This is a genomic window from Halorubrum ejinorense, assembly GCF_055389685.1.
Genome location: NZ_AP043776.1, coordinates 86,653 through 100,797 on the forward strand (window position 1 = coordinate 86,653; position 14,145 = coordinate 100,797).

A 14,145-nucleotide genomic window follows, 5' to 3' on the forward strand; every position below is an offset into this window, starting at 1 on the left:
TCCAAGGCGGCAGATTCCGGGGATCAGATCCCGGCGTCCCGACGCCGACTACCCCTTTCGCTCGAACTCGGGTCGACCGGGTAGCTCAGGGGGAAGGTCTCGGAGAGCCCGTCGGCACCCTTACAGTCGGCGAACGTCCGGCCCTGTTTCTCATGGACTCGCCGGCCTCCGCGAGAACCCGCCGTTCGTCCAGCCCGCGGATCGATCCGTCCTCGACGAGGTGGGTGCTGTCGATGAAGACCTGGGCGATGTCGGTGGGCGTCGCGTAGTGGATCAACGCCCAGATCGGGTCGTAGACCGGCGCGGTGTGGAGCTGCGAGAGGTCGATACAGACGACGTCGGCCTTCGCGCCGGGGGCGAGATGGCCGAGGTCCGAGCGGTTAAACGCTCGCGCGCCGCCCAGAGTCGCATTGTCGAACAGTTCCCGGCCGATCGCCATGTCGGCACGCTGTTCGACGGTCTTGCCGGCAGAGGCCGTCCACCGGAGCACTGAGACCGGGTCGTGGGGGAAGGTATCCGTGCCGATGGCCATGTTCACCCCAACGCGGTACCGGGAGAACGGATCCAACGCGATCCCACGGCGGACAAACACCATCCGGAGGTGGATCCCCAGCCGGTCGGCCTCGGCGTTCGCCCGCTGAGACAGCTCCGGCGAGCAAGTGTCGAGGGTGTAGGGGAAGAGGTAGGGCCGGACCCGGTCGGAGCCGATCTCCCGGACGGTCTCGGCGAAGCCCACCGCCCGCTCCAATTCTGCCCGCCTGTGTTCCACGTGGGCGGTAATCTTCCCGACGTCGCGGTGCGAGCGGGAGTGGTACTCGTGGGCGACTCACCCCCGGAGCCCCACTTCCTCCATCGGGGCGGCGATCGCGGGCGGTTCGTAGTCCGGCAGTCCCAAGCGTTTCGTCGCCACCGTCGTGATCGCGCCGACGGTGGTCGACCCACAGCGCAGCGCCGTCGCGAGCGCGTGGCGAGCGCTGACGCGGGTTCGTCGCTGGTTTAGGACTTCTTTCCTCGCTCTCCCAGAGCACCTCGCATTTGGGAGACACCGGCGAGTTCACGTCGGGCCCCCAAGACCTCCACGTCGGTGTTGGCCATGTAGTGGAGGTTGACCAGACCCAGGATCACCACGTGGTTTGTCGCGTCGGCGGTGCGGTCGACCGGGCTCTCATAGTCTATGCTATAGTAGTCGATCTTGCCGTCCTCGTAGACGACCTCCCCATCGAACGATGCGTGACCGCCGGCGTTGAAGCCAACGACCAACCGGCCTGTGATGCGTGTTCGCATGTGTTCGAGCGGCGTTCCGGTACTGACACCACCGGATCGTAATTGTTGTTCCGCTGGGGATGACCGACGACGGCTCTCGGGGAGTTCAGAGCCGGGAGCCCGGATCGAGGCTTACCGGGGATCGAAGACGTCGGGGAGCGATGACGACGGTGAACGGGAAACGACGACTGCGAAGAAGACTGGCCGGGGGCGGTCGGAGCCATTTCGGGGGAGGGGCAAGCCGCGGTCGGTCGGCCAGTCTCAGGCGTCGGGGTAACGTTCGCCCGGTGCCTCCGTGTCCACCCGGTGACAGGCGGCGACGTGGCCGTCTAGGGCCTCGACCATCGATGGGTGTTCGTCAACGCAGGGGCTCGAGAACGCTTCACGGAGCATTTCCGTGGCTGTCTCCCGTTCGCCGTCGACGTACCGTTCGGTCGCCGACTTGAGCGTGCCGAGCACTCCACTCGGCGTCGCATCCAACTCCCCTGAGTAGGTGTGTTCCAGCATGTACTGGACGACCTCGTCGTCGGAGGCCTCCCTGTCGCCGACCTCGATCCGGTCCCTGATCGACCCGACCTCAACCTCCTCGTTTCCGAGGGCGATCCGGTAGGTGAAGGCGGCCTTGAATAGCGTCTGGTCGTGGGTCCACGACTCCGGGGGGATCACGGCCGGACATCGGGTATGAAAGCGGCAGCCTGAAGGCGGGTCGATCGGAGTTGGAACGGTCCCCTCCAAAGTGATCCGGTCGTCCCCGGCTCTGGGGTCAACCCGAGGAACCGCGCTGAGCAATGACCGCGTGTAGGGGTGCTGTGGGTTCTCGAAGAGCTCCTCAACCGGCGCCACCTCGACCACCTGTCCGAGGTACATCACTGCGACCCGGTCGGCAATGTGGCGCACGACGCTGAGGTCGTGGGCGATGAACATCATCGAGAGGTTGTACTCTGACTGAAGATCCAGGAGGCGGTTGAGTATCTGTGCTTGGACGCTAACGTCCAGTTTCGAGACCGGCTCGTCGGCCACCAGCAGGTCCGGTTCTAAGGCTAACGCTCTCGCGAGACCGACCCGCTGCTGTTGGCCGCCACTGAACTGTCGTGGATACCGGTTGAAGTGGGAGGCTTCGAGCCCCGCGTCCTCTAATGCGGTCTTGGCAATCTCCTCGCGCTCCTCTTTGCTGTCGCCGATTCCGTGGACCTTTAACGGAGTCGTCAGGATGGTTCCGATGGTCTTTCTTGGGTTGAGCGACCCACCAGGATCTTGGAAGATCATCTGCATCTCCTTCCGGTACGAACGCATCTCTTTTTCTTCCAGCCCTGTGATATCGTCGCCCCGGTAGTTGACTGACCCCGATGTCGGCTCCTCTAGATTCAGAATCGTCTTGGCCAGCGTACTCTTACCACAACCAGACTCTCCGACGACGGCCAGGATCTCTCCTTCGTAGATGTTGAGGTCGACACCATCGACGGCCTGAACTGTCCCGCGCTCTCCGAGAAGCTTATCAAGGAAGCTTCCACCCAAGTCGAAGTGCTTCTTCAGGCCCCGGATCTCTAGGATCGTCTCTCGGCTCGGGTCGCTAACCCCCTCGCGGGAAGTGGTGAAAGAACGACTCATTGGTCCTCACCCACCACTGCCTCGTGAGTTGACGTTGGACGCTCGCTCTCCGAGATTCCCCGGTAGTGACAGGCAGCTATATGGTTGGCATCCTCGTTTTCGCCCACCACACGCATTTTCGGCTCGATCTCAAAACACTCTTTTGTTGACTCCCCACACCGGGGAGCGAAGTGACATGCGTAGGGAATGTCGATTAGGTCGGGGACGTTGCCGGTGATAGCCGTTAGTTCTTCTTGTGGGTCGTCAAGCCGCGGTGTGCTGCGGAGAAGTTGCTGGGTGTAGGGGTGTTGCGGGTTGTCGAACAGTTCTCTCGTGGGGGCTTTCTCGATGATCTCGCCGGCATACATGACGTTAACCCGGTCACAGGTTTCGGAAACTACCCCTAAGTCGTGGGTGATGAACAGAATCGCAGTCTCGAACTCGGAGCGGAGCGACTTGAGTTCCTCCAATATCTGGGCCTGTATCGTTACGTCGAGCCCGGTTGTCGGCTCGTCGGCGATCAAGATATCCGGCTCGCAGGACAGCGCCATTGCGATCATGGCACGCTGTTGCATCCCCCCGGAGAACTCGTGGGGGTAGTCGTCGGCCCTGCTTTCAGGTGCCGGAATCTGAACCGATTCTAGCATCTCGATGGCCCGCCGCCAGGACTCTGTGTTCTTCGAAGCACCGAGGATTTTGCGCTTGATTTCGGCCGACAGCCGCGTCGACTCCCCGGTGTCTTGGTGGAGGCGGATTGACTCGGCGATCTGTTCGCCGACGGTCAAGGTCGGGTTCAGCCCACCAGCGGCGTCTTGGAAGGCGATCGATATCCGGTTGCCTCTGATTTTCTGCATCTCTTTCTCGGTTTTGTCACGCAATGATGTTCCTTCGAACCGGACATCTCCTTCCACTATCTCACCGTTCCCTTCGACCATCTGTAAAATGCTGGTAGCCAGGACGGACTTCCCGCTGCCACTTTCGCCGACGAGCCCCACGATTTCGCCTCGATCTATCGATAGGTCGACGCCGTTGACTGCCCTGACGGTGCCTCGATCGGTCTGAAACTCGGTTTGTAGGTTTTCAACTTCAAGCAACGTCATCGTTCGCTCACCTCATCACCAGCGTTGAGGCTGTCACGGAGCCCATCGCCCAATAGATTGAATGCGAGCACAGTGATCATAATGGCCAATCCGGGGAACAGACTGATCCACCAAGCGGTCGTAATGTACCCTTGCCCCTCGTTAAGCGAGCGGCCCCAGCTCGGCGTTGTTGGCGAAACGCCGATCCCCAAGAATGTTAATCCGGCCTCTGCGAGGATCGTTAGTGGTATCATTAGCGTCAGCTGGACGAGCAGTGGACCTACCGCGTTTGGCAGGATCTCGCTGAACATAATCCGCAGATCACTCATTCCAACGGATCTTGAGGCTGTTATGTACTCCTCTTCTCGGATGCTGAGAATCTCGCTACGAGCGATGCGGGTGAAGTCATCAATGTACGCGATTCCGATAGCTACAATTACGTTGAGCGTTCCAAGCCCGTCAAAGAACGCCAAGACTCCGATGGCGAGGATCAGTGCCGGAAACGCCCAGAGGAAGTCGATAAACCGCATCAGCACATCGTCCACGACGCCCCGGTAGTATCCAGCCACCACGCCGAGCGTCGTACCGATCGTAAACGCAAATATAGCCGTCGCACCGGCCACCAGTAGGGAAATGCGCGCTCCGTATATAATCCGGCTGAGCAGGTCCTTGCCGAACCCGTCCGTCCCAAGCGGATGCCACACTTGCTTGGTCTCGCCGTTAACAACTACTTCGGACGAGCCGCCCGGTCCAACTAAGAAATCGAACGTGGTGCCCGGGTCGTGTGGGGCGATGTACGGCGCCAAGACTGCGACGAAAATAAAAAGGCCAACCGTAATCGTTCCTACCGTTGCGAGCTTATCATTAACCATCCCCTGAAGGATCTGATCCAACGTCGAGTCGTGGTCGGGGACGTTCTCTTCCGTTTCATATTCTTGTGGAACCTCGCCAGCGCCGTAAACGTCACCGAGGCCCCCGTCGGTTCTGTTTTCATCGCTCATGCAACATCACTCTCGTAGCCGATCTGTGGATCGAGGTACGCGTAGGTCAGATCGACGATCAGATTGATTGTTACCATTGTAATTGCAACGAGGATGATTGTCCCCTGAACGGTCGCGTAGTCCGCCTGTAACATTGAATTGACGAGCAGTCGTCCCAGGCCCTTAATCCCGAATACGAGTTCAACGGTCACACTGCCGGTCACTATTAGTGCTACCTGAATCCCTGCGATCGTAACGACTGGCATCATCGCGTTTTGTAGAGCATGCTTGTAGAACCGGATGCGACTGGACAGTCCTTTGGCACGTGCAGTGCGCATGTACGGTTCTCTGATTTCGTCGATCAACGACCCGCGCATCATCCGCATCACTATCGCAGCGTACGGCCCTCCGACAGCGATTCCGGGGAGAATGATACCCCTAAACCAAGGGTACAACCCCTCAGATATCGGAACATATCCGAATGTTGGTAGGAGATTTGTCCAGACACCGAACACCAGGACGAGCAGGATGCCAATAAAAAAGGCCGGCAGCGATATCCCTGCGAATGAGGCCACTGTGGCGACGTAATCGACCATAGTCCGTCGGCGCGTCGCGCTGAGAATCCCGGCCGGGATCGAGATGGAAATACCCACTACGAGCCCCACTATCGCAATTGAGAGTGTCCTAGGTGCGGTCTGCATGATCAAGTCGCTCACTTGTGCACTCTGGGTCATGCTCGGTCCGAGGTCACCCACGATCAGGTTCGACATCCAATTGAAATACTGCTCGTACAGCGGGTCGTTTAAACCGTACTGCTCTTTGAACCTCGCTACCACTTCCGGACGGCTCTGAAGGCCGAACACTGCCCGTGCCGGCCCCCCAGGGACCAACCGAACCGCGAAGAAAACGGCTGTAGCTACCAGCCAAACCACAAAAACCGCGTGTACAACTCGTTTGATTATGTATCGCTTCATCTCTGAAGGGCACACTCTCTACTTTTCATATGTGTGATTGGGTATCACAATGAATTTAGAGTACTTCAAAATACCGGTTTACATAAGAGGTATTACATTTCCCAACTCTCAAATATTATCTACTTTGACCTGATTAGTCCCTATGCCCTCTAGAAATTAGCTATACTCTGCGAGCCCCATACTGCCTGTAACACCAAATCCACTTATCACACTAACGCGAATATTTATCCATACCATTAATTTTCGAAGCTTGTGCTGTATCGTATGGTACAATATTACCTTGAGGTGAGTGTACTTGTATACCCGGTACGTTCAGACCCGCGCTTGGCTCTCGATACCTGTTGGAAGGAGAGAGTGGGCCACTACACAGATGACGGAACGAGTTGGGAGACAACTACTCCATCCAGACTTGGTGGAAGTCCTGATTCTCGACGCGAATTGAAAAGTCTTTTACACTATTTCTGATGCCTTGGATACTATCGTCAACGCTAGTGAAGCACCGAGCGACCTCGCGGATACAGATGTCTTCGATCTCCCAGAGCATCTCCTTGCGCTCCTCACGGTCAGGTTCGGTGCGCTGCTCGCCAAGCAGCTCGTGGACTCGCCGGTTGGTAAACCGCTCTTCGTTCCAGATGCCATCATATCCTTCTTCTTGGGGCCCTGAGAGCCCTTCGTCGGCGATTTCGGGGTAGTCCTCCTCAGGAGGGAGCCTCCAGAAGTTGTACATCATCCCGTCGGGATCGTACCCTCCCCCGCCTAGGAACGTCGCCTCGTAGTCATGGGGTGGGGCGAGGTAGTCAACCAACTGGGAGTAGGTGATTAGTTCCACATTGACAGTTATTTCGCCGTTGGAGTTCTCCTCAATAATCGATTTAGTGATCCGAGCAGTACGCTCGTTCCCATCTGTTACCTCAATCGTGAATTCCATCCCCCCTAGGTCGTTTTCCTCTATGATTTCCATGGCACCTTCGGGGTCGAAGTTCTGGGTTGGATCTCTCTTAGGTCCGCCCGGCTCAGCTCCCGGCTCGGCGAATTCATCACGATAAAGCCATCCATGGACGGGCGTTATAGGTCCTTGATTTGGCGTGCCGTAGCCGTTGAGAGCCTGTTCGACAAACTGCTCATTGTCCATGACTTTCGCAATCGCCCGGCGTGCCTCCACCGACGAGGCGAAGTCCTTAGCATGGTTGATGACCAGTGCCTCATACCGCAGGAATGGGTTGACCTCTAGGCGGATGTCGTTCGCCCCTTCCAGTTGTCCGGCCTGCCCCGGTGTGACGTTGTCCATAAACTGAATTTCATTGGCGCGTAGGGCGTTGATTCCCGTCCCTGTCTCGGGAATGAAGTTGACAACGATTTCATCGAGGTACGGTAGTTGGTTCCCGTCATCATCAGTCATGTAGAAGTCGTCGAACGCCTCGAACCGGAGAGTGTCTCCCAGCGAGTGTTCGGTAATCTCGAACGGCCCTGTCCCGACCGGAGTCAGGTTGTGCTGATCATCGCCCATCTCCTCAAGCGCATTCTGGTCGAGGGGAGTCCCGACTCGACCTCTTGAGGTGAGGGCAAGAAGACCCGGTGCGTACGGCTCTTTGTAGTTGTACCGGACCCGGTAGTCGTCCAAGGCCTCAACGCCGGTACCGTCGACCGGGTCTTTGAGGAACGATGTCTCGCCGACGATGTTGCTAGTTTCGAGGTTACGAGCTCTATCGGCGGCAAAGACGAAGTCCTCCGCCAGCACTTCTCGCCCGGAGTGGAATTGGATCCCCTCCCTGATGTCGATCGTAATACTGAATGGGTCCTCTTCCACGGTCCAGTCGGTAGCAAGTTCTGGGACCACCTCGAGGTTTTCGTTCGCACGGACGGCCCCGTGAGCGTAGTTCCGCATCCACTGCTGAACCTGAGTGGCCGCGATACGCAGGGGCTCGACGTTGTCCCACTCCCCTTGCATCGCACCTGCTTGTAACGTCCCGCCGGTTTGGACATCGCCATCTTCGTTCGTAGTGCTCCCATCGCCGCCATCACCGCCGTCGCCACCATCACCGCCATCGCCACCATCACCCCCGCCTGTACAGCCTGCCAAAGTGCTGGTGATACCAACGCCGGAAGTGGCAAGCAACTTCATGGTCGTCCGCCGATCAACTTTGGGTCCACTGAGGTCTTCAGCAGTCAGCCCTAGTTTCTCAAGAGTGCTGTCTGATGACATACCGCACAAATGGAAGCTATTATATATATAATTTGTGCTGCTCAGTGACAGATAGATAATGAACAATTCGTACATTAAGTAGTAATTGGATGGAATCCAATCGAGATCTCATATTAACAATTAGAGTTATTCGGTACAGACAGAAGACAGCGAACGTGTCGGGACCACCTCACTCGAGCAAAGAAGTAGAGACAGAGCCCGACACAGTGCGGGAACCGACCGCGGCACAAGTGGGGGGACCAAGCACAGCGGGGCGCGGGCAAAAAAGCTGAGCCAGGGAGTTCGCCGCAAGTACTTTGGTTTTAAACGTATTAGTCCGGACAAGTAAACTAATTATGACAGTACTAATCACAGGAGGGGCTGGGTTCGTTGGAGCGAACGTCGTCAGGCATATGGCCGAGGGCGGTCGGGAGACAGTGTGTTTCGACCGAGATGCGGGCGATAGCGACCGTTTACGTGAGTGGTACTTTGAGGACGCGAGGGAACGAATCGACGAGGTTGAGGGCGACGTTTCGGACCCTGAGGACCTCCGAGAGGCGGTCGAGCGATACGATGTCGATCGTATCGTCCATGCCGCCACGATAACGCCCACTCCCGAGGCCGAGCGCGACCAAGCAAGGACTATTCTCGACGTGAACCTACTGGGCACGGCGAACGTCCTTGATGCGGCGCGGGACGCTGGCGTCGATAGGGTGGTCTATATTAGTTCGGGCGCGGTATACCGGAACAACAGCGAACTGGAGGCGATAGACGAGTACGACTCCCTAGACCTCGACGGCCTGTACCCGATCAGTAAACACGGCAGCGAGCAACTGTGCCGGCTCTATGAGGACCGATACGGGCTGGAGACGGTGACGGCGCGGCTAGGGTGGGTGTACGGTCATATGGAACGACCCACCGGCTCCCGACAACACATGTCCTCGGTCTACAACGCGATGCGCGCCGCCATCGAGGGTGAAAATATCCGGATTAACGATCCAGACAGACTACGCGACTGGACGCATAGTCGCGACGTCGCACGGGGGCTTCAGACCCTGCTGGCGGCTGACTCGCTGGGTGAACCGGTGTACAACCTCACCGCCGGGGAGGGGTATCCGATGCGTCAAGTGGTCGACCGGATTGCTGATCTGTTCGAAGGGATCAAGACCCGGCGAGTAGACAGCCGACTCGAGGCGAACGTCCCGGTCAGCTCGTCCAGCCGTCGGGGGCATCTGAGAACCACGCGGCTGTCCCGTGAGACGGGGTTCACACCGAAACTATCCCTCGAAGAGGGACTCGCCGAGTACCGTGATTGGTTCCGGCGGGCTCAGAGTGCCGGCGTGTTGTGACAGAGCATGGGCTACCGTCATGCTGACGCCCTCCGACCGATACCTATCGACCGCTTCGACCCACCGGCGTCAGCGTCCGTACGCGAGCGCCAGCGAAAGTACTGCGCTGAAGATGAGACAGACTGAGAGACAGAGGAATGCGACGGTGAAGCTGTACGTATCGACCAAGAACCCGACAATGCTCGGACCTAGACCGGCGATTCCGCCGTAAATCGCACTGAACGCCCCGTAGTCGCCGCCCTTGCTTTTTTGAGGGAAGTAGTTCATCATGTACGACTGTAGCGCGGGCCAGATCGCAGCAAGTCCCGCCCCGAGGACGACGATTCCTCCCACGAGAACGGGGGTACCGTCCGCGAAGACGACGATACACAGCCCTATGACAGTGGTGGTCGCGACCCCGGCGATTAGTCCCGGGACACTGACGCGGTCAGAGACTCTCCCCGACAGGAGGTTCGCCCCGATACCAACGGTGAACAGGAGTGCGAACAGGTTGTTCGCGAGCGTCGGGGAGACGGCCTTTTTATTCTGGAGGAAGGTCGGAAGAAAGGTGATAACCCCCTGCCATGCGACTCCGAACAACGCCCCGATCAAGAGCATCCGGCGAACGTGAGCCGACCGGATTAGCCGAAGGAACGTCGAACGGATGTCGAGATCCGGTCGTTCGAACCGGTAGGGCTCGTTGTTTCCGAAGTGAAACGCAGGGACGAGAATGATCAACGCCACGATCACGGGGAGAAACGCCGACCGCCATGCCGTCGTAGTGATTACTGCGTTCGCGAGTACCGCCCCGAGGATCCCTGCCAAGTATATCGAGCCGTTGTTGACACCCATCGCCAATCCCTGTTGGTCGCCGAATAGGTCCGAGAGCCAGGCCAACGCCGCCGTCGAGTAGAGTCCAACACCGACGCCGACGGCGGTGACCCCCAGCAAGAACGTAGGGTAGTTCCCTACCCCTGCGAGGACACCAAATCCGATCATCGAGACGAGCAGGCCGCTGACAATCACCGTCTTCCGACTGAGGTCGTCGGAAAATCGACCACCGGGATACCTAACGAGGGCGGTAATCCCGGACATCATCGTAAGTCCGATTCCGGCCGCAAAGGCTGAAATGGCAAGCGAATCGATGATTGTGGGTAACAGTGGTGACAGCACGAACCTGCCAATCGAGAATGTACACGTCCCAGTGGTGACCAGCCCCAGTTTGAGCCCTCTGCTCTGCTGGAAAAACAGGCTCTGTGGGACTATCGAACCGATCACATCTACTACTTAGAAGCAGAGCTATTGAAACCCCACCACGTCTGAGAGGGCTCTACCTGCCTCAACACACGGCTCTCTCACCCCTTTGATTTATATTTGTTACAGGATAGAGCTAGCACGCATGACGCAGCTATTCGACCTTTCCGGCTACATAGAGGAGGGACAACCGGGCGTCGGGTCCGAGACGGTATTATACACTACCTTGACCCACGCCGAGCGCGGCCACCAAGTCAAACGCGACTTGGAGAGCCGCGGGCTTGACGGCGAATCAGAGTACGTACGACGGCACCTCCGTGCCGAGCACGAGGGCTACGACGAGGAGCAGCCGATGACGCGGACGATGATCGTCAGCGAGCACGGACCGACTCACGTCGACTCGATCGATCACCTCGATCCCACCTCGGAATTGTCCATCGATGAGATGCCGATGGAGTGGTTCTACGGCGACGCGATCTGTCTGGACCTCTCAGAGGTGGAATACCCGGACCACATCACAGTGGCCGACATCGAGGCCCAACTCGACGAGTCGGGCCTCGAGGTGCCTGAGGAGGGAACGGTGCTGTTCGACACCGGCCACTACGAGGCGAACTACTCGACGACGAACTACGACAAGAAACACCGCTACGAGAGCGAGTGGGTCGGGATGACCGAAGCGGCCGCCGAGTTCGTCGTCGACGCCGGCGCCCGGGCCATCGGGATCGACGCCATCAGCGTCGACAACCTGGAGAACATCGAGCCCAACTACGAGTTCCCGGTCCACGCGCTGGCCTCGCGGGAGGACACCGTCATCTACGAGAACCTCGCCAACCTCGGGGCCGTCGCCGGCGAGTCGTTCACGTTCAGTGGGATGCCCCTAAAGATCCGCAACGGGACCGGCTCACCGGTCCGTCCGTTCGCGATCTTCGAGTAACCACCGTTCGGGTGACGACCGGGGGACAGGTGACAGGGAACCCCAGTTGGTGATCTCACCGGTTCCCGGAACATCCCTTCGACCGGACGTCGCGGATCAGGTCTCCGGTTCGGCCAGGGTCAGCACATCCCGCGGGTTCCGTTCGACGACCGTCTCGAGGTCCGCCTGCGCGACGCCGTACTCTCGGAGAGCGGGGAGAATCGTCGAGACGATGTAATCGTAGCCGTCGCCGCCGTACTTGACGAGACACCGCTTGAGGAACACGTCGTGGGAGAGCAACAGCCGGGAGTCGTACCCCTCAGCAATCATCTCGCGGATCCACTTGATGCGGTCGGTGTCCCCTGGCTGGGCATCGTCGTAGGTCGGGCGGGGTGACTCCGGGTGGCCGAAGAGGTCGAACTCTACGTACGCGCCGCGTTCGGCAAGTTCCTTCTGGTAGGTGAGGTCGCTCTCCAGCCACTTGGACTGGTCGCGGTGGCAGAAGACGACCCGGTCCGGGGCCAGCCCTTCCTTCTCGATAATGTCGAGGATCTCCAGACAGCGCCGAGAAGTGGGGTACTCCTCGGTGCGTCGGAACGGCGGGTGGATGCTGAGGGAGACCCCGGTGCGCAACGCCGCGTCGACGCCCGCCCGGAGCACCTTCAGTTCGGCGTCGTGAAACTCGTGGTCGATCCCGCCATCGTCACCGTCTGCGGTGTCGGTGACGCCGATCTCCCCGATGATCCCGGCACGGACCGTCGTGTCGTCGATACCGGTCCTGACGTCGGAGACAAACTCCTCGGCGATGTCGTCGCGGCTCATCTCGTCGATTCGTGGCGGGTGCGAACTCCGCATGTAGAAGGCAGTCCCGTGGACGATAGTGACACCCGTCTCCCGGGCGATTCCCCGGACTCGCTGTGGGTCCCCGCCGACGTTCTTTGGCGTCACGTCGACAATGGCGTCCCCGCCCGCCCGGCGGTACCGGACCAGTTCCTCGACGGCGTCCTCAAAGGAGTCGAGCCGGAGGTTGTCGCGGTTGCTCACGGGGTCCTTCCTGACCCGCCACTGGTTGTCCATCGACATCTCTTGGCGCGCCAGGCGTCGTTCGACCGCCGAGTCCGGTTCGGTGAACTTGTCGGCGTTCCAGTCCGCGAAGACGTGTTCGTGGGGCAAGGTTACCCCGAGTTCGTCGGGGTCTATCGGTCCCTCGACTGTCAGGATCGAGCCGTTCTCGTCCGCCATGGGATCTCCTTCCCAGACAGGGTACAAATAACGATGGGGCGAGGTTCTTACGAAGGTGTCAACTGTAGCGCTTGATACACTCGGGGTCCCTGATCCGCCGCCCGGATCGCTCCGGAGACGTCGAAAGCCATCGGCGGGTCATACTCGCTACCGCCTGCGAGTCCGTTGGATCTCTTCGCTAAACGTGACGCCCTTCCGTACTCACTCCTTCTCGACGGCCACCGCTGCGAGGCGCTCGCCGCCGGTGACGGTTCCCCGCCGCCGGAGGTGGTAGAGGATCCCGTCTTGGGAGGTCTCCACCTCGTGGACCGGCTCGAATGTCGTCGGGTGGTACACCGTCCCTAGGGACTGCCCCGCCGAGACCCGTTTGCCCGGCCAGACGTCGGGATCGGTGACGAACAGGCCCGAGGCGGCGGCGTCAAAGGAGTCGCTCCGGTTGCTGTGCATCGGTGAGGTCACGAGCAGGGCCTCGCCGTTCTCGACGGGCTCGCCGTCGAGGACCCCTACCTGTTTGAGGACGTTCAGGACACCGGTGACCCCCATCGCGACGGTGTTCTCTTCGACCCGGTAGGCCTCCCCGAGTTCGGCGATCATGCTCGGGATCCCCTCGTGGCTGGCGATCGCCCGGAGGGTGCCAGAGACGTCCCGGTCGGTGGGCCAGTCTGGGGTCCGTGGGGCGACCGCCGAGGGCATCACCAAGTCGGTGCCAAAGACGCGGGCCAGCTCCCGCGAGGCGGGGTCGTCGTCGGTGTACACCGAGTGTGGGTGGGTCGCCGGGGACCCGGTGTGTAGGTCGACGACGGCGTCGGCGTCGTGGACGTGCTCCCAGAGCCGGGCGGCCATCCGTTCGTGGAGGCTTCCGTCGCGGTCGCCGGGCCAGGTGCGCTCCATGTTTGCCGTCCAGAGGTGAGTGTGGTCCAGTGCCGTCGGGAGCGTGTACCGCTGGAGGTCGAAGGTCAGCGGGTTCGCGACCGGCACCAGTCGCACTTCGCCGGCGAACTCGCGGTCGGCCAGCTTGTGGTGGACCCGCCGAATCACCTCGACGCCGTTTATTTCCCGGCCGTGGACGGCGGCGTGGACGTACGCCGTCGGCCCCTCGGTCGGCCCGCTGATCGTGTGGAGCCGGGTTGTGACCTCCGTCCCCGAGGGCAGTCGTGCCAGTGTGAGTCGCTCGGTCTCCGTTGTAGTCGCTGACATCGCCGTGCGCACCTACTCCCCCCGCCAAATATAATCGTTCCCCCGGGTGACCCCCTTTCCCGATGGAATTCGTCGTCGATCCGGTGGCGTGGACGGCGTCTCCTCGTACTCGACGGGCAAACGCGGGGCACGAAGGCTTATCAGGA

At 59.8% G+C, this 14,145-nt stretch carries 12 protein-coding genes; 2 read left to right on the forward strand and 10 right to left on the reverse strand.

From position 1 onward, the window contains the following. Positions 1-85: 85 nt before the first annotated feature. The 7 genes from ACZ5KW_RS00380 to ACZ5KW_RS00410 all read right to left on the reverse strand — a co-directional run bounded on the left by ACZ5KW_RS00380 (position 86) and on the right by ACZ5KW_RS00410 (position 8,086). On the reverse strand, positions 86-736 hold the full coding sequence (locus ACZ5KW_RS00380) for an amidohydrolase family protein (protein WP_343778895.1): 651 nt from the start codon (positions 734-736) through the stop codon (positions 86-88). Between the two features lie 260 nt (positions 737-996). Beyond that, positions 997-1,284 carry a hypothetical protein gene (locus tag ACZ5KW_RS00385; protein ID WP_343778894.1) on the reverse strand — a complete coding sequence of 96 codons (288 nt, stop codon included), beginning with the start codon at positions 1,282-1,284 and terminating at the stop codon, positions 997-999. 240 nt (positions 1,285-1,524) lie between these two features. Further along, positions 1,525-2,871, reverse strand: a complete 1,347-nt coding sequence (locus tag ACZ5KW_RS00390; RefSeq protein ID WP_343778893.1) for an ABC transporter ATP-binding protein — start codon at positions 2,869-2,871, stop codon at positions 1,525-1,527. After that, entirely contained in the window at positions 2,868-3,950 is a 1,083-nt protein-coding gene (locus ACZ5KW_RS00395) for an ABC transporter ATP-binding protein (RefSeq protein ID WP_343778892.1), read from the reverse strand. The genes ACZ5KW_RS00390 and ACZ5KW_RS00395 overlap by 4 nt, the downstream gene beginning before the upstream one ends. After that, a complete protein-coding gene (locus ACZ5KW_RS00400; protein WP_343778891.1) occupies positions 3,947-4,930 on the reverse strand; it encodes an ABC transporter permease in 984 nt (327 codons plus the stop codon). Before ACZ5KW_RS00400 ends, ACZ5KW_RS00395 begins: the two co-directional genes overlap by 4 nt. Then, positions 4,927-5,883: an ABC transporter permease gene (locus tag ACZ5KW_RS00405; RefSeq protein WP_343778890.1), complete on the reverse strand. Its 957-nt coding sequence runs from the start codon at positions 5,881-5,883 to the stop codon at positions 4,927-4,929. The genes ACZ5KW_RS00400 and ACZ5KW_RS00405 overlap by 4 nt, the downstream gene beginning before the upstream one ends. 394 nt (positions 5,884-6,277) lie before the next feature. Beyond that, positions 6,278-8,086 (reverse strand): ABC transporter substrate-binding protein, encoded by a 1,809-nt coding sequence (locus ACZ5KW_RS00410; protein WP_343778888.1) that lies wholly within the window; start codon positions 8,084-8,086, stop codon positions 6,278-6,280. Between the two features lie 335 nt (positions 8,087-8,421). On the opposite strand from ACZ5KW_RS00410, the gene ACZ5KW_RS00415 reads away from it, so the two are divergent. Then, positions 8,422-9,414, forward strand: coding sequence for an NAD-dependent epimerase/dehydratase family protein (locus ACZ5KW_RS00415; RefSeq protein WP_343778886.1), 993 nt, complete (start codon positions 8,422-8,424; stop codon positions 9,412-9,414). Positions 9,415-9,483: 69 nt separating this feature from the next. Here ACZ5KW_RS00415 and ACZ5KW_RS00420 read toward each other — a convergent pair whose 3' ends face one another. Beyond that, on the reverse strand, positions 9,484-10,671 hold the full coding sequence (locus tag ACZ5KW_RS00420; RefSeq protein WP_343778884.1) for an MFS transporter: 1,188 nt from the start codon (positions 10,669-10,671) through the stop codon (positions 9,484-9,486). 121 nt (positions 10,672-10,792) lie between these two features. On the opposite strand from ACZ5KW_RS00420, the gene ACZ5KW_RS00425 reads away from it, so the two are divergent. Further along, positions 10,793-11,581, forward strand: coding sequence for a cyclase family protein (locus tag ACZ5KW_RS00425; RefSeq protein ID WP_343778882.1), 789 nt, complete (start codon positions 10,793-10,795; stop codon positions 11,579-11,581). 96 nt (positions 11,582-11,677) lie between these two features. On the opposite strand, the gene ACZ5KW_RS00430 is transcribed toward ACZ5KW_RS00425, so the two are convergent. After that, positions 11,678-12,802: a phosphotriesterase family protein gene (locus tag ACZ5KW_RS00430; RefSeq protein WP_343778881.1), complete on the reverse strand. Its 1,125-nt coding sequence runs from the start codon at positions 12,800-12,802 to the stop codon at positions 11,678-11,680. 201 nt (positions 12,803-13,003) lie between these two features. Further along, the gene (locus ACZ5KW_RS00435) at positions 13,004-13,999 is read right to left on the reverse strand and encodes a succinylglutamate desuccinylase/aspartoacylase family protein (protein ID WP_343778880.1); all 996 of its coding nucleotides are present in this window, start codon (positions 13,997-13,999) and stop codon (positions 13,004-13,006) included. Positions 14,000-14,145 lie beyond the last annotated feature (146 nt).

Bases quoted from the DNA above. Each gene is read 5' to 3' on its own strand.
- ACZ5KW_RS00415 (WP_343778886.1), top strand. From the start codon at position 8,422: ATGACAGTACTAATCACAGGAGGGGCTGGGTTCGTTGGAGCGAACGTC.
- ACZ5KW_RS00435 (WP_343778880.1), bottom strand. From the start codon at position 13,999: ATGTCAGCGACTACAACGGAGACCGAGCGACTCACACTGGCACGACTG.
- ACZ5KW_RS00425 (WP_343778882.1), top strand. From the start codon at position 10,793: ATGACGCAGCTATTCGACCTTTCCGGCTACATAGAGGAGGGACAACCG.
- ACZ5KW_RS00430 (WP_343778881.1), bottom strand. From the start codon at position 12,802: ATGGCGGACGAGAACGGCTCGATCCTGACAGTCGAGGGACCGATAGAC.
- ACZ5KW_RS00390 (WP_343778893.1), bottom strand. From the start codon at position 2,871: ATGAGTCGTTCTTTCACCACTTCCCGCGAGGGGGTTAGCGACCCGAGC.
- ACZ5KW_RS00400 (WP_343778891.1), bottom strand. From the start codon at position 4,930: ATGAGCGATGAAAACAGAACCGACGGGGGCCTCGGTGACGTTTACGGC.
- ACZ5KW_RS00405 (WP_343778890.1), bottom strand. From the start codon at position 5,883: ATGAAGCGATACATAATCAAACGAGTTGTACACGCGGTTTTTGTGGTT.
- ACZ5KW_RS00410 (WP_343778888.1), bottom strand. From the start codon at position 8,086: ATGTCATCAGACAGCACTCTTGAGAAACTAGGGCTGACTGCTGAAGAC.
- ACZ5KW_RS00385 (WP_343778894.1), bottom strand. From the start codon at position 1,284: ATGCGAACACGCATCACAGGCCGGTTGGTCGTTGGCTTCAACGCCGGC.
- ACZ5KW_RS00395 (WP_343778892.1), bottom strand. From the start codon at position 3,950: ATGACGTTGCTTGAAGTTGAAAACCTACAAACCGAGTTTCAGACCGAT.